Source organism: Micromonospora zamorensis (genome assembly GCF_900090275.1).
Taxonomy (GTDB): domain Bacteria; phylum Actinomycetota; class Actinomycetes; order Mycobacteriales; family Micromonosporaceae; genus Micromonospora; species Micromonospora zamorensis.
Genome location: NZ_LT607755.1, coordinates 6,947,297 through 6,968,610, shown reverse-complemented (window position 1 = coordinate 6,968,610; position 21,314 = coordinate 6,947,297). Strand labels below are relative to the sequence as shown.

At 72.1% G+C, this 21,314-nt stretch carries 21 protein-coding genes and 1 pseudogene; 11 read left to right on the top strand and 11 right to left on the bottom strand.

The genetic code is table 11. The annotated features are described in order from the left end of the window. Positions 1-242 precede the first annotated feature (242 nt). Together GA0070619_RS31455 and GA0070619_RS31450 are read right to left on the bottom strand one after the other, a co-directional pair. Entirely contained in the window at positions 243-665 is a 423-nt protein-coding gene (locus tag GA0070619_RS31455; RefSeq protein ID WP_088951365.1) for a Sec-independent protein translocase family protein, read from the bottom strand. A 76-nt stretch (positions 666-741) separates the two neighbouring features. Continuing rightward, positions 742-2,019, bottom strand: a pseudogene (locus tag GA0070619_RS31450) (S1C family serine protease); the annotation flags it as partial. A 596-nt stretch (positions 2,020-2,615) separates the two neighbouring features. Between GA0070619_RS31450 and GA0070619_RS31445 the strand changes: the two are divergent. After that, a complete protein-coding gene (locus GA0070619_RS31445) occupies positions 2,616-3,185 on the top strand; it encodes an O-methyltransferase (RefSeq protein ID WP_088952177.1) in 570 nt (189 codons plus the stop codon). Positions 3,186-3,190: 5 nt separating this feature from the next. Here the strand turns inward: GA0070619_RS31445 and GA0070619_RS31440 are convergent, their stop codons facing one another. After that, on the bottom strand, positions 3,191-4,666 hold the full coding sequence (locus tag GA0070619_RS31440) for a leucyl aminopeptidase family protein (RefSeq protein WP_088951364.1): 1,476 nt from the start codon (positions 4,664-4,666) through the stop codon (positions 3,191-3,193). Positions 4,667-4,813: 147 nt separating this feature from the next. Then, positions 4,814-4,981: a DUF3117 domain-containing protein gene (locus GA0070619_RS31435; protein ID WP_007455245.1), complete on the bottom strand. Its 168-nt coding sequence runs from the start codon at positions 4,979-4,981 to the stop codon at positions 4,814-4,816. Positions 4,982-5,171: 190 nt separating this feature from the next. Here GA0070619_RS31435 and GA0070619_RS31430 point away from each other — a divergent pair, with 190 nt between their 5' ends. Genes GA0070619_RS31430 through GA0070619_RS31415 form a run of 4 tightly spaced genes read left to right on the top strand, consistent with a single transcriptional unit; the run spans position 5,172 to position 9,400 of the window. After that, positions 5,172-5,990, top strand: coding sequence for a PaaX family transcriptional regulator (locus tag GA0070619_RS31430; RefSeq protein WP_088951363.1), 819 nt, complete (start codon positions 5,172-5,174; stop codon positions 5,988-5,990). Positions 5,991-5,994: 4 nt separating this feature from the next. Further along, positions 5,995-6,786 (top strand): enoyl-CoA hydratase-related protein, encoded by a 792-nt coding sequence (locus tag GA0070619_RS31425; RefSeq protein WP_088951362.1) that lies wholly within the window; start codon positions 5,995-5,997, stop codon positions 6,784-6,786. Between the two features lie 59 nt (positions 6,787-6,845). Continuing rightward, positions 6,846-8,144, top strand: coding sequence for a DUF1800 domain-containing protein (locus tag GA0070619_RS31420; protein ID WP_088951361.1), 1,299 nt, complete (start codon positions 6,846-6,848; stop codon positions 8,142-8,144). Between the two features lie 14 nt (positions 8,145-8,158). Next, positions 8,159-9,400: a DUF1501 domain-containing protein gene (locus GA0070619_RS31415; protein ID WP_088951360.1), complete on the top strand. Its 1,242-nt coding sequence runs from the start codon at positions 8,159-8,161 to the stop codon at positions 9,398-9,400. A 46-nt stretch (positions 9,401-9,446) separates the two neighbouring features. Here GA0070619_RS31415 and GA0070619_RS31410 read toward each other — a convergent pair whose 3' ends face one another. Together GA0070619_RS31410 and GA0070619_RS31405 are read right to left on the bottom strand one after the other, a co-directional pair. Next, a complete protein-coding gene (locus GA0070619_RS31410) occupies positions 9,447-10,070 on the bottom strand; it encodes a hypothetical protein (protein WP_088952176.1) in 624 nt (207 codons plus the stop codon). A gap of 13 nt (positions 10,071-10,083) precedes the next feature. Beyond that, complete coding sequence (locus GA0070619_RS31405; RefSeq protein ID WP_088952175.1) at positions 10,084-10,665, bottom strand: DNA-3-methyladenine glycosylase I; 582 nt, start codon at positions 10,663-10,665, stop codon at positions 10,084-10,086. A 137-nt stretch (positions 10,666-10,802) separates the two neighbouring features. Between GA0070619_RS31405 and GA0070619_RS31400 the strand changes: the two genes are divergently transcribed. Continuing rightward, positions 10,803-11,696, top strand: coding sequence for a sterol desaturase family protein (locus GA0070619_RS31400; RefSeq protein WP_088951359.1), 894 nt, complete (start codon positions 10,803-10,805; stop codon positions 11,694-11,696). Here the strand turns inward: GA0070619_RS31400 and GA0070619_RS31395 are convergent. Continuing rightward, positions 11,641-12,138, bottom strand: coding sequence for an SRPBCC family protein (locus GA0070619_RS31395; RefSeq protein WP_088951358.1), 498 nt, complete (start codon positions 12,136-12,138; stop codon positions 11,641-11,643). The two genes, GA0070619_RS31400 and GA0070619_RS31395, sit on opposite strands and share 56 nt — an antisense overlap. Beyond that, positions 12,135-12,773, bottom strand: a complete 639-nt coding sequence (locus tag GA0070619_RS33670) for a DivIVA domain-containing protein (protein ID WP_231927204.1) — start codon at positions 12,771-12,773, stop codon at positions 12,135-12,137. The genes GA0070619_RS31395 and GA0070619_RS33670 overlap by 4 nt, the downstream gene beginning before the upstream one ends. Before the next feature lie 155 nt (positions 12,774-12,928). On the opposite strand from GA0070619_RS33670, the gene folP reads away from it, so the two are divergent. Continuing rightward, on the top strand, positions 12,929-13,798 hold the full coding sequence (gene folP / locus GA0070619_RS31385) for a dihydropteroate synthase (protein ID WP_088951357.1): 870 nt from the start codon (positions 12,929-12,931) through the stop codon (positions 13,796-13,798). A 67-nt stretch (positions 13,799-13,865) separates the two neighbouring features. On the opposite strand, the gene ndhC is transcribed toward folP, so the two are convergent. Next, positions 13,866-14,243 carry an NADH-quinone oxidoreductase subunit A gene (ndhC, locus tag GA0070619_RS31380; RefSeq protein ID WP_088951356.1) on the bottom strand — a complete coding sequence of 126 codons (378 nt, stop codon included), beginning with the start codon at positions 14,241-14,243 and terminating at the stop codon, positions 13,866-13,868. A 129-nt stretch (positions 14,244-14,372) separates the two neighbouring features. Here ndhC and GA0070619_RS31375 point away from each other — a divergent pair, with 129 nt between their 5' ends. The 3 genes from GA0070619_RS31375 (at position 14,373) to GA0070619_RS31365 (ending at position 18,972) form a co-directional block, all read left to right on the top strand. After that, positions 14,373-15,803: a hypothetical protein gene (locus GA0070619_RS31375; protein WP_088951355.1), complete on the top strand. Its 1,431-nt coding sequence runs from the start codon at positions 14,373-14,375 to the stop codon at positions 15,801-15,803. A gap of 294 nt (positions 15,804-16,097) precedes the next feature. Continuing rightward, the gene (locus GA0070619_RS31370; protein WP_088951354.1) at positions 16,098-17,945 is read left to right on the top strand and encodes a 2-oxoacid:acceptor oxidoreductase subunit alpha; all 1,848 of its coding nucleotides are present in this window, start codon (positions 16,098-16,100) and stop codon (positions 17,943-17,945) included. Next, on the top strand, positions 17,938-18,972 hold the full coding sequence (locus tag GA0070619_RS31365; protein WP_088951353.1) for a 2-oxoacid:ferredoxin oxidoreductase subunit beta: 1,035 nt from the start codon (positions 17,938-17,940) through the stop codon (positions 18,970-18,972). The genes GA0070619_RS31370 and GA0070619_RS31365 overlap by 8 nt, the downstream gene beginning before the upstream one ends. Positions 18,973-19,041: 69 nt before the next feature. Here the strand turns inward: GA0070619_RS31365 and GA0070619_RS31360 are convergent, their stop codons facing one another. Then, positions 19,042-19,686 (bottom strand): FMN-dependent NADH-azoreductase, encoded by a 645-nt coding sequence (locus GA0070619_RS31360; protein WP_088951352.1) that lies wholly within the window; start codon positions 19,684-19,686, stop codon positions 19,042-19,044. A gap of 82 nt (positions 19,687-19,768) precedes the next feature. Here GA0070619_RS31360 and GA0070619_RS31355 point away from each other — a divergent pair, with 82 nt between their 5' ends. Continuing rightward, positions 19,769-20,248, top strand: coding sequence for a MarR family winged helix-turn-helix transcriptional regulator (locus GA0070619_RS31355; protein WP_172862150.1), 480 nt, complete (start codon positions 19,769-19,771; stop codon positions 20,246-20,248). 17 nt (positions 20,249-20,265) lie between these two features. Here GA0070619_RS31355 and GA0070619_RS31350 read toward each other — a convergent pair whose 3' ends face one another. Then, a complete protein-coding gene (locus GA0070619_RS31350; protein ID WP_088951350.1) occupies positions 20,266-21,279 on the bottom strand; it encodes a potassium channel family protein in 1,014 nt (337 codons plus the stop codon). Positions 21,280-21,314: the final 35 nt, after the last annotated feature.

Here is a 21,314-nt window from a genome sequence, read left to right as displayed (position 1 = left end):
CCAGCCCCGGCGTGGCCGGCACGGCCGCCACGGTCCGCGTGGTCGGCACGGCCCGCGTGGCCGCGTGGTCGGCACGGCCGCGCGGCGCATGGTCAACTCGGGTTTCTGAAAGTCGGGGCGTTCCGCGCCGATTTAAGGCCGACTTCCTGAAACCCGAGCTGATCAAGGCGAGCGCAGGCCGCGCGAGCACGACGGCAGGCCGCAGAGGCAGAGCCGAGCGCGGGCCGAGCACGCGGGGTCGGTCAGGTGGCGTCGTCGTAGCTGACGCGGGGGGCCGGCGCCGAGGGGCTGGTGGTGGCCGTGCCGGGCCGGGCGCCGTCCGACCTCAGGTCGGCGGAGCTGGCCACGTCCTTGAGGTCGTCGTGCACGCTGCTGACGTCGGCGCGCAGGTTGTCATAGACGCCCTGCAACGGCTTACGGATCGCCGCCTCGTCCTCCTCGCTGAGGAGGTGCTTGCGGATGAACGCCTTCGGGTGCAGGTCCTCCAGCTGGATGTCGGTGCCCAGCTCGCGACTCAGGTCACCGGTGGCGTTGCGGGCCATGTTGCGCAGGTTGCGCACCAGCCGCAGGCCGTCGGTGATGACTGCGGGCAGCCGGTCACCGAAGATCAGCAGCGCCAGGAGCAGCAGCGCTCCGATTTCCCACCAGTTCAGGTTGTCGAGCATCCCGCTGGCCTCCTCTCGGCGTCAGCAGCAAGACTACGCACGCCGGGAGGCGTTCGGGCAAGGGGTGAGCCGCTGTTCACTTCGCGTCCGCGGCGAGAGTTACCGAGGTGTTCTGCCGGTCGGAGCCCCGCCGGAACTCGACGGTCACCACCGATCCAGGCGCGTACTTGCGTACCAGCGCGGTCAGGTCCGTCGGCTCGGTCATCGGCCGGCCGTTGATCTTGAGGATCACGTCGCCGACCTTCAACCCGGCGCCGGCCGCCGGGCCGGACGGCTCCACCTCCGCCAGTCGCAGGCCACCCCCGAGAGCTCCGGTCGGGCCGTCCACGCGGGCGCCGATCACCGTACGCCGGGCCTTGCCGGTGCCGATGATGTCCTGGGTCACCCGTTTGGCCTGGTTGATCGGGATGGCGAAGGCGAGGCCGATGTTGCCGGCCTCCTGCCCCTCGGCGACCAGTGACTTGATGGTGGAGTTGACCCCGACCACCCGCCCGGCGCCGTCGACCAACGGCCCGCCGGAGTTGCCGTGGTTGACCGCGGCGTCGGTCTGGATCGCCGCGTAGTAGCGCACCGGCCCGCCCGGCTCACCGGCCTGCATCGTCCGGTCCAGGGCACTCACGATGCCGGCGGTGACCGTGTTGGCCAGCGAGAGCGGTGAGCCCATGGCGAGCACCGGGTCGCCGACGGCCAGCGCGTCGGAGTCCCCGAACTCCACCGCCCGCAGGCCGGGCCGACTCACCTTGATCACGGCGATGTCCGATTCCGGGTCCTGACCGACGATGGTCGCCGGCGCGGTGCTGCCGTCGTTGAAGACCACCGAGGCCTTGCCGGTGCCGCCGGCCACCACATGGTCGTTGGTGATCACATGACCGTCGGCGGTGGCGATGAAGCCGGAGCCCTCACTGGTGCCGCCGAGACTGCTCACCCGCACGGTGACCACGCTGGGCAGGACCCGCTCGGCGACACCGGCCAGTGACTCCGGTTTGCGCTGGGCCAGCGCCGGGGCCTCCGCCGGCGCACCGCCGAGCACCACCTCACCGGCCCCGCCGCGGACCGCGAACGCGTAGCCGAGCGCGCCGCCGAGGGTGCCGGCCAGCAGTGCGGTGAGTACGGGGATGAGCAGCAGGTGACGCAGCGTCGGTCGGCCCGGCGCGTCCGGGTCGGTGACCACCTCGGGCTCGGCGCCGGTCGCCACCACTCCGGGCACCACCACCGCGGTCGGCGCAGCCGGGTCCCGCCATGGATCAGCAAGCGCGTCCGACCACCAGGGCGACGCCCCAACCGTGCCGGACGTGCCGGGTGCCGGCCAGCTCGACGAGGGCCCAGCCGGGCCGTAGGTGCCAGGTGCCGGCCAGGGCGACGCCCCGGCTGAGTCGTACGTGCCAGCTGCGGGCCAGGGCGACGCCCCAGCCGGGCCGTACGTGCCGGGTGCGGGCCAGCTCGACGAGGGCCCGACAGGCGGCACAGCGGCCCCGGGCGTCGTCGGCGGGTGCCCTGGTGCCGGGCCGCCGGCTGACGGCACGATGGGCACGTTGCCAGCCCCTGGCGTGGTCGGCGATCCCGCCGGAGGGGTCCCTGCCCCGGGCGGTCCCGCCGGGGTCTCACCGCCCCGGCGCCAGTCCCAGCCGTCGGTCACGTCGGTGCCTCCCAGTCCGTCCCCGGATCCCGCGCCGCGTCGCCCGGCCACGGGCCGGTTCGGTCGCGGCTGACGGGATACCGCCTCCAGGATTGCACGGATGCCCGCGATGGAGTCACCGCTTGCCCCGGTGATCGCAACAGGCGGAGGCGCGGCTGCGCCTCATGACGGTCGCCTCTACGCTCACAGTGCCAACCCGCCCCCGCACCACGCACCGCCCCCGGAGGTGCCCCATCGCCACGGTCGCCGGTTCCGGCAGTTCGACGGCACAGGCTCAACAGTTCGCCGAGTCGTACGTCACCGAGGACCTCGTTCTGCGCACCGCCCGCAGCCTGGCCCGGGAGGTGGGCCTCGACGCGGTCACCCCCGGCGCGGGAGCGGCGCTGCGGCTGCTGGCCGCTGCCGGCAACGCCCGCGCCGTGGTGGAGATCGGCACCGGCACCGGGGTGAGCGGCGTCTGGCTGCTCCGCGGCATGCGCGCCGACGGCGTGCTCACCACCATCGACGTGGAGGTGGAGCACCAGCGGATCGCGCGACGGATCTTCGCCGAGGCGGGCTTCGCCGCCGGCCGTACGCGGATCATCACCGGTCGCGCGTTGGACGTGCTGCCCCGGCTCGCCGACGGCGCGTACGACCTTGTCTTCGTGGACGCGGAGGCGACCGGCTTCCACGCCTGCGTGGAGGCGGCGCTGCGGTTGTTGCGCCCGGGGGGCGTGCTCGCGCTCAACGGTGTGCTTGCCGGCGGCCGGATCGGTGACCCTGCCGCTCGGGACGCGGAGACGGTGACCGTCCGCGAGACGATCAAGGCGGTCCGGGAGTCGGAGCACTGGATCCCCGCTCTGCTTCCGGTCGGCCACGGGGTGCTCGCCGCGGTGAAGTGCTGACCTGGTCAGTCGACGCTGGCCAGCCAGCGCAGCAACCAACGGACGCCCCAGCCGGTGGCGCCTCGGCTGACCTCGGCGTGGTCGCCGTCCGCCCAGGACGGGGCCGACATGTCCAGGTGCAGCCAGCGGTCGCGTAGGTCGCCCGTGAACTCACGCAGGTAGAGGGCGGCCAGCACCGAGCCGGCACCCTGCGCCGGCGCGCTGTAGAGGTCGGCGATCTCGCTGCCCAGGTATTCGACGTAGTCGCCGTGCAGCGGCATCCGCCACACCGACTCGCCGGCGGCCTCGGCCGCGGCCCGCACGTCGGCGGCCAGCTGGTCGTTCTCGCTGTACAGGGCGGCGGTGCGCTTGCCCAGGGCTACGGCGTTGGCGCCGGTGAGGGTGGCCAGGTCGAGCAGCAGGTCCGGCTTGAGCTGCTGCACCGCGTACGCGAGCGCGTCGGCGAGGACCAGCCGGCCCTCGGCGTCGGAGTTGGTCGTCTCGCTGGTCGTGCCCCCGTAGTGCCGGACGACGTCGCCGGGGCGGAACGCGGAGCCGCTGACCATGTTCTCGGCGAGCGGGGCCAGCGTGGTGACCCGGACCGGCAGCCGCAGCATGGCGGCGCCCAGGGTGGCGGCCACGACGGCGGCGGCGCCGGCCATGTCCTTGCGCATCAGTTTCATCGCCGGCACCGGCTTGATCGAGATGCCGCCGGTGTCGAAGGTGATGCCCTTGCCGATCAGCACAACGTGCGTACGCGCGTCGGCGGGGTGCCAGTCCAGTTCGACGAGTCGGGGGCCGCTGGCCGAGCCGCCGCCCACGGCGAGGATGCCGCCGAAGCCCTCGGCGGCCAGCTCGTCCGGGCCACGGACCCGCAGCCGCAGGTGCGGCAGGTCGGCTGCGGCGGAGGCCACCTGCTCGGCGAACCACTGCGGGTTCTTCAGCGAGCTGGGGGTGTTGGTCAGGTCACGGGCGAGGTGGGTCATCGCCGCGGTGGTCTGGGCCGTGGCGACGATGGCCTCGAACGCGCCCGGGTCGGCCAGCAGCAGATCGACGCTGCTGAGCGCCGCTGTGGTGCCGGCCTCGGTCATCCGGAACCGGTATGGGGCGAGCAGCAGCCCCTCGGTGAACCCGCGGACGGCGGCCGGAGTCACGCCCTCCGGTAACGCGATGGTGATATGGATCTCATCCGCAGCGGAGCGGGCCAGGGCCGCGCCAGCCGTCCGCCAGGCCGCCTCGTCGCCGTCACCGATGCCGAGCAGCAGCAGCCGGCCGGGAGTGCGCCCGGGGCGGAGCTGGGTGTGGATCTCACCGGCCCGTCCGCTCAGTCGGGCCGCCGGCACCAGCGCGGCGGCCTCGTCGGCCGTGCCGTCCGGGGGTGCCACGGCGGTCGAGACGGGCTCGGCCGAGGTGTCACCTCCCGCTGCCGCATCGGCGGTGCGAACAGGCAGGACGAGCACGTCGAGCCGGTCGGGCTCGGCGATCAGACGGATGGCGAGCACGCGGGACCGTACCTCCAGGAAAGTGTCGCGGAGCGGAACCGAGCCCGCCTGCCCGCGCTGATGAAGACCCTGAGCCACCGGCGTTACCGGTGGCTCAGGGTCGCAAGAACGCTCCGGGCGGCGTGAGCCGCCCGGACCACTCCTTACTCAGCCGGCCGCTGCCTTCAACGCGTCACCGAGCGCGTTGGCCTCGTCGGGAGTCATCTCGACGACGAGCCGGCCACCGCCCTCCAGCGGGACCCGCATGACGATGCCCCGCCCCTCCTTGGTGACTTCCAGCGGACCGTCGCCCGTCCGCGGCTTCATCGCCGCCATGTTGTCTCCCCTCAGACCTACACCAGGGTCGGTGGGTTGCCCCACAGCCACTTCGTCTCGACCACCCGCAACGGTCACGGGGGTGTCGACCAACGATTTTCCCTGATGAACACCGCCGGACCCAAACCGGAGCAGCATTGATGTAACAGCATCTAGCTTATCTTGAGAAGGCCTGTCACAATGTGCGGTCATGCAGGCACGGTCGGCACTCTTCGACCTGTACGGCGACCACCTCCGTCCGAGGGGTGGCCGTGCACCGGTTGCTGCCCTGGTCAAGCTGCTGGCGCCGCTGGGAATCGCACCGCCAGCCGTTCGCACCGCAGTGTCTCGGATGGTGCGCCAGGGCTGGCTGGAGCCACTCCGATTGGTCTCCGGACCGGGATATTCGATCACACCGAAAGCAGCCCGACGACTCGACGAGGCAGCGGCCCGGATCTACCGGACCGGCCGGGTCACCTGGGACGGCCGGTTCGATCTGCTGGTGCTGGAGGCCCCCGGCTCCCGACGGGACCGGCAGCGGCTCGCCTCCAACCTGAGCTTCCTCGGCTACGGCACCCTCGACGAGCAGACCTGGGTCGCCACCCGCCCCGCCGAGGACGTGGACCTGCTCCTCGCCGAGGCCGGCATCCGGTTCGAGCGGTTCACCGCCTCGCACTTCGCCGGCACCCCCGGCGCGATGGGTGTGGTCCGGCGGGCGTGGAACCTCACCGAGATCGGCCACGCCTACGAGCGGTTCGTCGCGGACCAGCGCCCGCTGCTCGCGGCGGTCACCGTGCGCAGCAGCGACGAGGAGGCGTACGCGACCCGGTTCCGGCTCGTGCACGCGTGGCGTACGTTCCTGTTCCAGGACCCGCAGCTGCCCCCGGCGCTGCTGCCCGAGCGCTGGCCCGGCACCGCCGCGGCCAGTTTCTTCGACCGGCACGCGGCACGTCTGCGTCCGGCCGCCGACCGGTACGTCGAACAGTGCCTCGACGCCGGCAACCGCCTCGTCCGACAGAAGGGTCGTTAGACACGTGACCGAGCCGCTGCTGGTCGACCGGACCGACGCCGTCGTCACCCTCACGCTGAACCGGCCGAACGCGATGAACGCGCTCGACGTGGCGCTCAAGGAGGCGCTGCGGGACGCCCTGGCGGAGCTGGAGACCGACCGGTCCTGCCGCGCGGTCGTGCTGGCCGGGGCGGGCGGATCGTTCAGCGCCGGTCAGGACCTGCGCGAGCACGTGTCGACCCTGGAGAACTCCGCCAGTGACCCGCTGGGCACCGTGCGGGCGCACTACAACCCGATCGCCGCCCGGCTGGCCAACCTGCCCAAGCCGGTGGTCGCCGCGGTCCGTGGGATGGCCGCCGGGGCAGGCGCGTCGTTGGCGTTCCTCGCCGACATCCGCATCGGCGGGCCGACGACCAGTTTCCTGATGGCCTTCGCCAAGGTCGGCCTCGCCGCCGACACCGGCGCCTCCTGGACGCTGCCCCGACTGGTCGGCCACGCCAAGGCGGTGGAGCTGCTGATGCTGGCCGAGCCGGTCCGCGCCGAGGAGGCCTGCCGGCTGGGGCTGCTCAACCGGCTGACCGACGACGACGAGCAGGTGCTGCCGGCAGCACAGGAGTTGGCCGCCCGCCTCGCCGCCGGCCCCACCGTCGCGTACGGGGCGATCAAGCGGCAACTCTCCATCGCCGACGCCGGCACCCTCGCCGACGCCCTCGCGGCCGAGGCGCAGGCCCAGTCGATCTGCGGTGCCACCGCCGACCACCGGGCGGCCACGCTCGCCTTCGTCGCCAAGCAGAAACCGGTCTTCGAGGGACGCTGAACGCGATTCGGACGCCGCCCTTACCGTCCTCGAACACGGGCCACCTAGCGTCGGCAGGTATGAGCGATCGTGAAGCGGTGGCGCACCTGCTGCGCCGGGCCACCTTCGGGCCGACCGCCGACGAGGTGGACGCGGCCGAGCGGGCCGGCCCGGCGGCGACGCTGGACCGGCTGCTCGCCCCCGGTCGGGCCGACCGTGGTGCGGCGGCCACCCCACCGCCGGCGCTGGCCGCGGACCCGTACGCCCGGCTGACCGGCGAATCCACCCGGGAGCAGCGGCAGCAGGCCAACGCGGAGCGCCGTGAGCAGCTCCAGCAGGTCACCGGGTGGTGGCTGGACCGGATGGTGGCCGCCGAGGACGGGCTGACCGAGAAGCTGCTCTTCTTCTGGCACGGGCACTGGGCGACCAGCGCTCAGAAGGTCAAGTCCGCGCGGACGATGCTGGGTCAGTTGGAGACGCTGCGCCGCCACGGACGGGGGCCGCTCGGCCCGCTGGTCGCGGCGATGGTGCGCGACCCCGCCCTGATCCTTTGGCTGGACGGGCAGAAGAACACCCGCAAGGCACCGAACGAGAACCTGGCCCGCGAGCTGATGGAGCTGTTCACCCTCGGCATCGGCAACTACACCGAGGCGGACGTGAAGGCCGGTGCGCGCGCCCTGACGGGCTGGGTGGTCGACCGGCGTACCGGTGTCGCCCGGTTCGAGGCCAGGCGGCACGACCCCGGCGAGAAGACCATCCTCGGGCAGAGCAGCCGGTTCGACGCCGAGGCGTACGCCGGGCTGCTGGCCGCCCAACCCGCGGCGGCGACCTTCGTGGCCGGGCGGCTCTGGTTCCGCTACGCGGGCACCGAGGTGCCGGCACCGGACGGCCTGGCCGGCGCGGACACCGCCGCGACCCTGCGCGCGCTCTTCTCCACGCCGGCCTTCGCCCAGTCCCGGGGCACGCTGGTCAAGCAGCCGGTGGAGTGGCTGGTAGGTGCGCTACGCCAGCTCGGCATCCGACCCTCCGCCCTGCCCGAGCAGCAACGCAAACAACTGCTGGCCGGTCTGAACGCCCTGGACCAGGTGCCGCTGCGACCGCCCAGCGTGGGTGGCTGGCCCGCCGGGGCGGCCTGGCTGACCACCTCGTCGTTGCAGGCCCGGCTGCGCACCGCCGGGATGCTCGCCGCCGCCACGGCACCAGCGGTGCTGGCCCGGCTGACCGCCGCGCCCACCGCCGGCCGACCGGACGCGCTGGCCCGACTGCTGGTGGTCGACGACTGGAGCGCGCGCACCCGTGCCGCCCTCACGCCGCTGGCCGACGAGCCCCGCAAGTTGCTGGCCGCCGGCCTGGTCAGCCCCGAATACACAGTCAGCTGAGCGGAGGAGTCGACATGGACACCCTGACCCGACGCAGGTTCCTGCTGACCAGCGGGGTGGTCGGCGCGGGCGCGCTGGCCGCCGGAGCCGGCGCGTACAGCCTGCGGGACCTGTTGGACACCAGCGGGGACCGCGATCCGCAGGCCCGCACGCTGGTGCTGGTGACCCTCTACGGCGGCAACGACGGGCTCAACACGGTCATCCCGTACGGCGACCCGGCCTACCGGGCGGCCCGCCCCGAGCTGGCGTACCCGGACGGGGAGGTGCTGCGGTTGGACGACGACTTCGGTCTCAACCCGGCGCTGGCCGGCCTGCACCGGCGCTGGTCCGGCGGCGGGCTGGCGATCGTGCGCGGGGTCGGCTACCCGAAGCCGGATCGCAGCCACTTCCGGTCGATGGACATCTGGCACACCGCGCAGCCGGACCGGCCGGGCAACACCGGGTGGCTGGGCCGTTGGCTGGACTCCGCCGGCGGCGACCCCCGGCTGGCGGTCTCCTTCGAGCCGGCGCTGCCGCCGCTGCTGGCCGGGGCGCAGAGTGCCGGCGCCGCTGTGCCGGTGACCGAACGGAAGGCCGCCAAGGGCCTGTCCGCGGAGACGCTGGCCGCGCTCGCCGCCGCCCAGGCCGATGAGTCGGCGGCCCGGAGCCGGGCCGCCGCCTGCTTCGCCGACCTGCGGTCGGTGGACGAGATGATCCGCCAGGTACGCGACGCCGCCGACCCGGACACGGCGGACCCGGACGGCGAGCAGGCGCCGGCCACGGCGACGGGCGGGGCACGCACCCCGCTGGACGCGCAGCTGGACCTGGTCGCGCAGTGCGTCGAGGCGGGAGTGTCCACGCGGGCGTTCTCGGTGTCGCTCGGTGGCTTCGACACGCACGCGGACGAGAAGCAGTTGCAGGCCGTCCTGCTGGGCCAACTGGACCGGGCGTTGACCGGGTTCGCCGACCGGATGAGCCGCACCGAGGCGGGTCGGAAGGTGGTGGTGGCGGTCTACTCCGAGTTCGGCCGGCGCGTACGGGCGAACGCCTCGGACGGCACCGACCACGGCACCGCCTCGGACGTGCTGCTGCTCGGCGCGGGCGTACGCGGCGGTTGGCACGGAGCGGCGCCGAGCCTCACCGACCTCGACGACGGCGACCTGAAGTTCACCACCGACTTCCGGGACGTCTACGCCACCCTGCTGGAACGGGTGCTGGACACCGACCCGGGCCCGATCCTCGCCGACTGGCGGGGCCGAGTGGACAAGCTGTTTTAGGGCGTGTTTCGGAAGTGCTGGCCGGCCGACACTCCCGAAACACGCCCTAGTCGTCCTCTTCCGGGTCCTGATTGGCCTCTGCGCCCAGCACGAACGCCTGCATGGCCAGCTCGTCGCCGGCCGGCGAGACGAAGGCGGGCAGCTCGCGGGGGCCCAGCTCCTGCACGTAGGACCAGAACAGCCGGACCGCCTCGGCCGGCGTGGCGGCCTCGATGGGCAGGTCGAGGCTGACCAGCCAGGTGCGCCGCGCCGGGGGCGGGCCGAGCTGGTCGGCCAGCGCCCGGAAGGCCGCCGGCTCCAGCGCGGTGACCGGCCCGTCGAGCATCAGCAGGTCGGCCGGCGCCGGCTCGTCGAAGATCCTGCGGGTGTACGCCACGACGAGCGTCCCCGGCTCGACGTCGGACTGCGGGTCGTCCGGGTCTTCCCGGTGGCGTTGACCCGTCGCGGCGACCCGACCGAGCGCCACCAGCCGCGGCGGCGCGTCGACCAGCACCGCCACCTGGTCTCCCGGGCCCGGTCGGACGACGTCGGTCAGACCGGTCAGCTCCAGCGTGTCGTGGTGCACGAGCCGCTCGGCTTCGTACCGTTCGGCTGGCAGCAGCACGGCCCAGGTGCCCACCCCGTCGGCACGGCCGGGGCCACCGGCCCGGTGAGCGGTCTCGGTCGTCATGTCAGCCATCTCATCATGTCGCCGATGGGAGCGTGACGTGACAGCCGACGATGTGATCGTCGACCATGCCGGTGGCCTGCATCAGCGCGTACGCGGTGGTCGGGCCCACGAACCGGAAGCCGCGCTTCTTGAGCGCCTTGGCCATCGCCGTCGACTCTCCGGTGATCGGCGCCAGCTCGGCGAACGAGGCGGGACGGGCCGGCCGGCGCTCCGGAGCGAAGGACCAGAGCAGCGCGGACAGCCCCTCCGGCAGCTCCAGTGCGGCGCGGGCGTTGGCGATCGCCGCCTCGATCTTGGCCCGGTTACGGACGATGCCCGCGTCGGCCAGCAGCCGGGTCACGTCGGCGTCGCCGTATACGGCGACGGTCGGGAGGTGGAACTCGTCGAAGGCCAGCCGGAACGCCGGGCGCTTGCGCAGGATGGTCAACCAGGACAGGCCTGACTGGAACGCCTCCAGCGTCATCCGCTCGTAGAGCGCGTCGTCGCCGCGCAGCGGCCGCCCCCACTCGGTGTCGTGGTAGACGGCGTAGTCGGGGGTGCTCGACCCCCACGCGCAGCGCGCCAGGCCGTCGGCGCCGATCACCAGGTCTGTCACCTCGTACACGCTAGGGCATCGCACCGACACCCCATTGCCACCGGGCGTTCGGCTGCCTAAGGTGCTGGTTACCGACCGGTAGCTCGGGGTCACCCAGCGGTGCGCCCCGACCGGCGACGGCGAGCGGAGGCCGCGCGATGAAAGAATTCCCGGACGTCATCGCCTGGTCGATCCCGGCCTTCGTGTTGCTCATCGTGCTGGAGCGGGTCTCCTACCTGCTGCACCGAGACGACGACGAGGTCGGCTACGGCGGCGCCGACACCGCGACCAGCATGGCGATGGGCCTGGGCAGCATCTTCACCGACCTGCTCTGGAAGGTGCCGATCGCCGCCGCGTACGCGCTGCTCTACGCGCTCACCCCGCTGCGGGTGGCCGAGGTCTGGTGGACCTGGCCGCTGATCCTGCTCGCGCAGGACTTCTTCTACTACTGGTCCCATCGCGGCCACCACGTGATCCGGATCCTCTGGGCCTCGCACGTGGTGCACCACTCGTCGCAGCGGTTCAACCTCTCCACGGCGCTGCGCCAACCGTGGACCGGGCTGACCAGTTGGGTCTTCTACATCCCGCTGATCCTCATCGGCGTACACCCGGCGGTGGTCGCGTTCTGCGGCTCGGTCAACCTGCTCTACCAGTTCTGGATCCACACCGAACGCATCGACCGCATGCCGCGCTGGTACGAGGCGGTGTTCAACACCCCGTCGCACCACCGGGTGCACCACGCCTCCCAGGGCGGCTACCTGGACCGCAACTTCGGCGGCATCCTGATCGTCTGGGACCGGCTCTTCGGCTCGTTCGCCGCCGAGCGGGAGCGCTGCGTGTACGGCCTCACCAAGAACGTCGGCAGCTACAACCCCGTCCGGGTGGCCTTCCACGAGTACGCCTCGATCGCCCGGGACCTCCGCACCGCGGCGACCTGGCGGCATCGGGTCGGGCACCTCTTCCGAGCGCCGGGCTGGCAGCCGGCACCGGGCGCGGTCAGGGCAGTTGGCCCTGCTCGACCAGACGGGCGAACCTCTTCAGCGCCTGGGTGAGGCCGAGCTTGGAGCCGGGCCAGAGCAGCGGCCAGGCCAGTCGACCGGCCCGGCCGCCCGGCAGATGGAACCACTCGTGCCAGACGACCTGGGTGCGGGCCCGGCCCAGCTGGGTGCAGCGCAGCACGCCCGGGCCACGCAGCAACTGACCGTGGTGCACGACGCCGATCTCGTACGGTTCGTCGACCCGGACCACCCGCATCTCGTCGCGCAGCGTGGCCCGGCCTACCGCGGTCACCGCCTCGATCCGGCTGCCCTCGCGCCCGTCACCCTCGACCACCCGGACACGGGTGAACGGGATCCAGTCGGACTGGCGCTCCCAGGCGAGCAGCGCGGCGAAGACCTGCTCCGCCGGTGCGTCGACGATCACCGTGGCGGTCACCTCGCCGGCGCCGGGTTGGGCTGCCTCCCGAAGATCGTCAGCGCCTACCGGGTCGGTCACGCCGACTCCGACCGGACCACCACGTCGCGCTGCCCGGTGCCGTCGGCGGACGTGCCGTCGGTCTGCTCACGATCGCCGTCGGTCGGCTCACGATCGCCGTCGGTCGGCTCACGATCGGTCGGCTCACGATCGGTCGGCTCGCCGTCGAGCGGGGCCACGCCGTCGGAATCCGCCGGAGACGACGTGGCGGCGGGCAGCGGGCCGGCGTCGGAACCCACGACATCGGTCGATGACGCGTTGTCGTCCGGGTCGGTCACGTCCGCGTTCGTCGCCTTGCTGGCGGACTGCTCACGGGCCTGGCGCAGCGCCTCCGCGTCGTCGGTGCGGCCTTCACGCAACGCGGTGACCTCCGCCTCCAGTACGCCGATCAGCTCGGACTTGTAGCCGATGTCGTAGGCGGCGCGGCGCATCGCCTGATCGACCTGGGCCATCCGGTACCCGCGCAACCCGGTGTCGAAACGGACCGCCCCCACGTCGGATTCGCGCAGCGGACGGGTGCCCGGCAACGCCACGGCCTGGGAGTCCGGTTCGGTGGGCACCAGGCCGGGATCGCGGCCGCTGACCAGCACCGTCACGCCGAATATCACCGCCGCGACGGTCAATGCCACGACCAGAAGGAGCAGAAGCTGACCCATGTACTGATCGTGGCATGGCAGCCGGCCAGGAGCGACCCCGCCACCCGTTCCGATCATGATCGGTGCGGACTCCCGCCCACGGTTCTCCTCCGTCGACCGACTAGCGTCGGGACCGGCCGACGCGGCGGCGACGGCGCGGACTCTCAGGAGGCGGCATGGCGGGGGCGCTTCGGCTGGGTGGGCGCACGTTCGCCCCCGGCGAGCTGGTGGTGATGGCGATCATCAACCGCACGCCGGACTCGTTCTTCGACCGGGGGGCCACCTTCGCCGCCGACAGCGCCCTGCGCGCGGTGGAGCGGGCGGTGGCCGAGGGCGCGGCCATCATCGACATCGGCGGGGTCAAGGCCGGCCCCGGCGCGGACGTGGGCGCCGCCGAGGAGATCCGGCGCACGGTGGACACCATCGCCGCCGTCCGGGCCGCGTTCCCGGAGGTGGTCATCTCCATCGACACCTGGCGCGCCGAGGTGGCCACGGAGGCCGTGGCGGCCGGCGCCGACCTGCTCAACGACACCTGGTCGGGTGCCGACCCGGCGCTGGCCCGGGTGGCCGCGCAGACCGGCGCGGGCCTGGTCTGTTCGCACGCCGGTGGCCTGGTCCCCCGGACCAGGCCACACCGGGCCGCCTTCGACGACGTGGTCGCCGACGTGGTGACGACGGTGACCGGGCTCGCCGAGCGCGCGGTGGCGGCAGGGGTACGCCCCGACGGCATCCTCATCGACCCGGCACACGACTTCGGCAAGAACACCCGGCATTCCCTGGAGATCACCCACCGACTGGACGAGCTGACCTCGACCGGCTGGCCGGTGCTGGTGGCGCTCTCCAACAAGGACTTCGTCGGCGAGACGCTGGACCTGCCGGTGGCCGAACGGCTGGAGGGGACGCTGGCCGCGACGGCGGTGTCGGCCTGGCTGGGCGCCCGGGTCTTCCGGGCCCACCAGGTCGGCCCCACCCGCCGGGTGCTGGACATGGTGGCCTCGATCCGGGGTGACCGCCCGCCGGCAGCGACCCGCCGAGGGCTGGCCTGACCGGTCGTCGCCGTAACCGACCGCTAACGGCCGGGCGGGCCGACACGATCGCCGGAGGTCGTGACGCTCAGGTCCAGCGGAGGATGTTCCTGCGCCAGGCATAGAGGATGCCGAGCGCGAGCACCGCCACGAACACCGCCATCTCCACCACCGTCACCAGGCCGAAGCCCGGCCGGTCGAAGACCACCGCCCAGGGGAAGAGGAACACCGCCTCGACCGCAAACAGCACGTACAGGTACGCGTACACGTAGTAGCGGATCTGCATCTGCGCCCAGTCCGCGCCGACCGGGTCGAGACCGCACTCGTAGCTGGTCCGTTTGCCGGGCGGGTCGGCCGGACGCGCGGGACGTAACACCCGGTTGGCCGAGAACGCCGTAACGAAGAACAGGACGCTGGCGAGCAGTAAGAGCCCGAGCGTCGCGTACGAGCCCAGGTATCCGGTCACAGTTCGGGAGCCTACCGTCCGCCCGGAGGCGTCGTCCCAAACACGTTACGGATTTGTTTCCGGACGGGACTAGTGCACCAGGGCAACTGTTACCGAATACTGGACCCCCACCCACGGCACGGAGGACAGATGGCCCGCGTGAAGGCATTGCCCGGTCTCCGGGCGGAGGTGCGGCGTACCGCGCCCTCGCTGGCGGCCGCGCTCGCGCTCGGCCTGCTCACGGCGCTCGCCGTGGGACCGACCGGAGCCAACGCGGCGACGCCGGAACCCGAGCCGGTCGTGATGGTCACCGACCCGGTCAGCGAACCGGAGACCACCGCGTCGCAGGATCCGACCCCGACCGAGGAGCCGACGGATCCGGTGCCCACCGACCCGGCGCCGGAGACCACCGCACCCGCGCCGGAGACGACGCCACCGCCACCGGTGACCACCGCCCCGGAGGTGCCTCCGGCACCGACCACCACCGCGCCCGCGCCCGGCGGACCACCGACAGCCGTGCCCCCGATCGCGCCGCCACCCCCGGTCCCGCCGGTCCGCCCGCCTCCCCCAGGCTCGGCGGCGCCGCCGCCGAGCCCGTTGGGCGTCCAGGTCACCACCCAGGACGTCACCCTCACCGAGGCCTACTGGAACGCCGCCAGCACGGCCACCACGTTGCAGGTCACCGTCAACAACACGGGCACGACCGCGCAGCGGATCCGGCTCTCGTACACGCTGCCGGCCGGGCTGACCGACGTCGGCACGAAGGGCTGCACCGCCGCCGGTAACGGCACGTACCGCTGTGGGGCCTGGACAGCCGAGGCGGGCGTACGGTTCAGCGCCCTGCTCCGCCTGCGGGTCGACGGCAGCGCGTGGAAGCAGATGCCGCTCGCCGGCTCCGTCCAGGTCGTCGCGGACGCGCCGGGAGTGCCCGGGGAAGCAAAGGACGACCAGGGCTTCGCGGTGCTCTTCCCGCCCGGCCCGCCGGCGGCCGGGATCGCTCTCGCCGCCGACGAGGTGGCCTTCGACATCAGCGGTGCCGCCAGCACCCTCGCGCTCCGACTGGGCAACACCGGCGCGGTGGACGCCACCGGCCGGGTCGAGGTCGTGCTGCCACCCGGGGTGACCGTTCCGACTCCGCCGCCCGGCTGCGTGGCGGTCGACCCGACCCGGACCCGCTGCGACGCGGGTCTGGTGGCGGCGGGTAAGACCGCCGAGTTGCGGCTGCCGGTGGAGGCGACGCCGGAGGCCCAGCGGGCGGCACCGCTGTCCGGTGCCCTGATCGGTCAACTCGACCCACGCAGCGGCGCGACCCGGCAACTCCAGATGAGCTTCCGGATCACCGCTGCGGCCGCGCTGGCCACGCCGGTGGTCTCACCGCCCGCACCGACCGGTTCCCAGGGCGTACTCCCCGGGGGTGCTGCCAACGGCGACGGCGGGATGACCTCGGTGCAGCGCACCGCGATCATCCTGATCGTGGTCTCCACGCTGCTGGTGGTGCTCGCCCTCACCCTGGCCACTGTCTCGCTGCGCCGCCGCCTCAACGGCCCGGCGCCCGGGCCCGCGCCCAACCCGGTCGAGTGATCGCCCGGCGACCCCGCCGCACCCGGTCGGGGTCGCCGTGGTGATCCGGTGGTGATCTGAATTACGGCGGGCGGGGCGTAACACCGCAAACCGGGGCAATCCGCAGCGGTTAGGGGTCCCAGTCGGCGGACCTCCGGGGATGGTTAGGGCTCCCTTAGACGTAGGCTCTCAGGTGAGGTACGACAGCGGCCGGACCAGCCTGGGGCGGTGCGGTGACACGTTGCGTCAAGGAGGTTCCGTGGCCGGGCATGGCGAGTTTCTGCGAGCCCCGCAGTCGCGAACGAAGGTGGCACAGTGACCAAGCAGATCCGTCAGCTCGACCGGGTGGTCATCCGATTCGCCGGTGACTCCGGCGACGGCATGCAGCTGACCGGCGACCGGTTCACCTCGGAGACGGCGCAGCTCGGCAACGACATCTCCACGCTGCCAAACTTCCCCGCCGAGATCCGGGCTCCCGCCGGCACCCTGCCCGGTGTGTCGAGCTTCCAGGTGCACTTCGCCGACTACGACATCCTCACACCGGGCGACGCGCCGAACGTGCTGGTGGCGATGAACCCGGCGGCCCTCAAGGCCAACCTGGCCGATCTGCCGCGCGGCGCGGACATCATCGTCAACACCGACGAGTTCACCAAGCGCAACCTCGCCAAGGTCGGCTACCAGGCCAGCCCTCTGGACGACGACTCGCTGGCCGGCTACGTCGTGCACCCGGTGGCGCTGACCTCGATGACGGTCGGTGCGCTCGCCGCGTACCAGGTGTCCAAGAAGGACGCCGAGCGGTCGAAGAACATGTTCGCCCTCGGCCTGCTCTCCTGGATGTACTCCCGGCCCTTCGAGTCGACGCTGCGCTTCCTGGAGCGCAAGTTCGCGGCCCGTCCGGAGCTGGTCGCGGCGAACGTCGCCGCCTTCAAGGCCGGCTGGAACTTCGGCGAGACGACCGAGGACTTCGCGGTCCGCTACGAGGTCAAGCCGGCGAAGATGAAGCCGGGCACCTACCGCAACATCACCGGCAACGCGGCGCTCTCGCTGGGGCTGGTCGCCGCCGGGGTCCGGTCCGGGCTGCCGGTCTTCCTCGGCGCATACCCGATCACGCCCGCCTCCGACATCCTGCACGAGCTGAGCAAGCACAAGCGCTTCGGCGTTCTCACAGTGCAGGCCGAGGACGAGATCGCCGCGGTCGGCGCCGCGCTGGGCGCGTCGTACGGCGGCTCGCTCGGCGTGACCACCACCAGCGGCCCCGGTGTGGCGCTCAAGAGCGAGACGATCTCGCTCGCGGTGGCGCTGGAGCTGCCGCTGGTGATCGTGGACGTGCAGCGCGCCGGCCCGTCGACCGGCATGCCGACCAAGACCGAGCAGGCCGACCTCAACATGGCGCTCTACGGCCGGCACGGCGAGGCGCCCGTCGCGGTCATCGCGCCCCGGTCACCGTCGGACTGCTTCTTCGCGGCGCTGGAGGCGGCCCGGATCGCGCTGACCTACCGCACTCCGGTGATCCTGCTGTCCGACAACTACGTCGCCAACGGTTCGGAGCCGTGGCTGCTGCCCGACGTGGAGTCGCTGCCCGACCTGCGGGTCGAGTTCGCCACCAAGCCCAACGGCGACGACGGCACCACCTTCCTGCCCTACCTGCGCGACCCGGAGACCCTGGCCCGCCCGTGGGCGATCCCCGGCACCGCCGGGCTGGAGCACCGGATCGGCGGCCTGGAGAAGGCCGACAAGACCGGCGACATCTCGTACGACCCGGCCAACCACGACTTCATGGTGCGCACCCGGGCGGCCCGGATCGAGACGATTCCGGTGCCGGACATCGAGGTGGAGGACCCGGACGGCGACGCCCGGGTGCTGGTCCTCGGCTGGGGCTCGACGTACGGGCCGATCGGCGCGGCCTGCCGCGGGGTGCGCCAGCGTGGGCTGTCCATCGCCCAGGCACACCTGCGGCACCTCGCCCCGATGCCGGCCAACCTTGGTGAGGTGCTGCGCTCGTACGACAAGGTGGTCATCCCGGAGATGAACCTGGGTCAGCTCGCCCACGTCATCCGGGCGCGCTACCTGGTCGACGCGATCAGCTACAACCAGGTCCGCGGCCTGCCGTTCACGGCCGCCGAGCTGGAGACGACGCTGGAAGAGGTCCTGAAGAATGTCTGAGCCCGTCGCCCTCAAGCTCACCGCGAAGGACTTCAAGTCCGACCAGGAGGTGCGCTGGTGCCCCGGCTGCGGTGACTACGCGATCCTGGCGGCCATCCAGCAGTTCATGCCGGAGCTGAACATCCCCCGGGAGCGCACGGTCTTCGTCTCCGGGATCGGCTGCTCGTCGCGCTTCCCGTACTACATGAACACGTACGGGATGCACTCGATCCACGGCCGCGCCCCGGCGATCGCGACCGGCCTGTCGGTGTCCCGGCCGGACCTGTCGGTCTGGGTGGTCACCGGCGACGGCGACGCGCTCTCCATCGGCGGCAACCACCTGATCCACGCGTTGCGGCGCAACGTCAACCTCAAGATCCTGCTGTTCAACAACCGGATCTACGGTCTGACCAAGGGTCAGTATTCGCCCACCTCCGAGGTCGGCAAGGTCACCAAGTCGACCCCGGCCGGCTCGGCGGACGCCCCGTTCAACCCGCTCTCGCTCGCGCTCGGCGCGGAGGCCAGCTTCGTCGGCCGGACCATCGACTCGGACCGCAAGCACCTCCAGTCGGTGCTGCGGGCCGCCGCCGAGCACGAGGGTTCGGCGTTCGTGGAGATCTACCAGAACTGCAACATCTTCAACGATGGGGCGTTCGAGCAGCTCAAGGACCCGTCCACGCGGGACGACTACCTGATCCGCCTGGAGCACGGCCAGCCGATCACCTTCGGCGCCGACGGGCAGTTCTGCGTGGTTCACCCGCCGGGTGGCTTCGGCCTGGAGGTCCGGGAGACCAGTTCGGTCCGCCCGGAAGAGATCGTCGTGCACGACGCGACGGTGGCCGACCCGGCGTACGCGTTCGCGCTGTCCCGGCTGCCCGGTCTCGACCTGCGCAACACCCCGATCGGTGTGTTCCGCTCGGTGGACCGGCCGTCCTACGACAGCGTGGTGCAGAGTCAGCTCGCGGCCGCCAAGGCGACTGTCACCGAAACTCCCGAGCAGCAGCTCGCCGGCCTGCTGGGCAGTGGCGACACATGGACCATCCTCTGACCCGTACGGCATGACGAACGGCCGTCCCCGTTTCGGGGGCGGCCGTTCGTCATGCTCGGCGCAGGTTGTTCAGCGCTGGGCGGAGGCCGGCACCCAGAGGTTGTCGATCTCCTTCTCGGCCGCCGCGAGGCTCGCCTCGTGCAGCGGGATCAGCTCGGCCATCGCCGGCACCGAGGGCGCCAGGGTCAGCTCGGCATGAATGAAGCGCGGCTCCAGGCCGGTCATCGACAGGCCGTGCGGGAGCCACTGCTCCGCGTGGTCCCAGCCGTGGCGTGGGGTGCCCTCGCCGTAGCCGCCACCCCGGCTGGCCAGCACCACGAACTCGCGTCCACCGAGCAGGCCCTCCTGCGTCGTCGGGTCGTAGGTGAGGCCGGCGACGATCAGGTGGTCGACCCAGGACTTGACGCTGCTGGGCGCGCCGTAGTTGTAGAGCGGCAGGCCGAGCAGCACCACGTCGGCCCGCTTCACCTCGTCGACCAGCCGCTCGCTGAGCTCCCAGGACTCGCGCTGGGCCGGGGTGTGCTGGTCCGGCGGCGTCATCCGAGCCAGCCCGCCGTCCGCGTCGAGGTGCGGCAGCGGCTTGGCGCCGAGGTCCCGGTAGTCCACCGTGCCGTCCAGGTGGGCCGCACGCCATGCGGCGACCGCGCGGGCGGTGAGCCGCCGGCTGATCGACCACTCACCGCGGATGCTCGAGTCAATATGCAGAAGATGCATGGTTCCCCCTCCAGGGATCGTCTGTGTAGCGCCAACTATTTATAGCAGGCAGATGTTCCAATCGCTCGGTAGACTGGGTCACATGTCCGCCCTGGCCCCAGATCCCTCGGAGCACCGCTCGGGCGCGCTCCTGGACCACCTGGCCCGGCGGATGCGACTGCGGTCGGAGTCGGTGCTGGCGCCACTGGGCCTGCGACCACGGCACCTGGTCGCGCTCACCGTGTTGCGGGACGGCGGCGGCAGCAGTCAGCAGGCGCTCGCCAGCACCCTGGAAATGGACAGCACGAACATCGTCGGGCTGCTCAACGACCTGGAAGCGAAGCACCTGGTCGAGCGGCGACGCTCACCCGAGGACCGCCGACGACACGTCGTCGAGTTGACCGAAGATGGCGCGAAACACCTCAAAGAGGCCGAATGCGCCCTGGCTGGCGCCGAGGACGAGGTGCTGACCGCACTGGGACCCGCCGAACGGGAGACGCTCTACGAGCTGCTCCGGCGGGCCGTCTCCGCGACACCGGCCATCTGCACCGAAGCGCTCCGCGCCGACGTCGACAACTGCTGACGGCGGCGGCCGGAGGGTCAGGCGGTCGTCGCCGACTGCGGGCGGTCGTCGCGTACGTGCACCAGCATGTCGCCGGTCTCGATCACGGCACCAGCCCGGTCTGCCAGGCTGACCACCTTGCCCCGCCGCACCAGGGCGATCACCAGTGACTCCAACTCGCGCGGCGAGCGACCCACCTCGCTCCGCTCGGCCGACCGCATCGCCAACGCCATGCCCTGACCGGGAGTGAGCAGATCCTCCACCACGTCGATCAACGGCGGGGCAGAGGTGGACAGACCGAGCAGCCGGCCCGCAGTGGCCGAGGAGACGATCACGTGGTGCGCACCGCTCTGCTTGAGCAGCGGGGCGTTCTCCGCCTCCCGCGCCGCCGCGATGATCCGGACCTGCCCGGCGGTGAGCTGCCGCACCGTCAGCGCGACCAGCACCGAGGCGTCGTCGCTGTCGGTCGCGATGATCACGGCTTTCGCGTTCTTGACGTGCGCCTCGTTCAGCACCGACGACCGGGTCGCCGAGCCCTCGATCGCCACCAGCCCGGCGGAGGTGGCCTGCCGCAGGGCGGCGGCGCTGCGCTCCACCACCACGATCCGCGACCGGTCCAGACCGTTCTCCATCAGGGCGGAGACCGCGCTACGCCCCTTGGTGCCGTAGCCGCAGATGATGACGTGGTCCTTCACGCTTCTCCTCCACCGCGACAGGCGACGGCCGGTGCGGTACTGCTCGGTCAGAACTTCCAGGGTGGTGCCGACCAGGATGATAAGGAAGATCACCCGGGCGGGGGTGATGAAGAGGACGTTGACCAGCCGGGCCGACGGCGCGGCCGGTGTGATGTCGCCGTAGCCGGTGGTCGAGAGCGACACGACCGCGTAGTAGAAGCAGTCGAGCAGGGTGAGGCCGTCCTCGTTGACGTCGCGGTAGCCGTCCCGGCCGATATAGACGGCGGCGACCACGGCGAAGACCAGGCCCAGTGCGGCGGCGAGCCGTAGGCTCAGCGCGCTCAGAGGGCCCCGGCGTTGCGCGGGGAAATGGATCACCGTCGAACCTGCCCCGCCACCGTCGCCTGCACGCC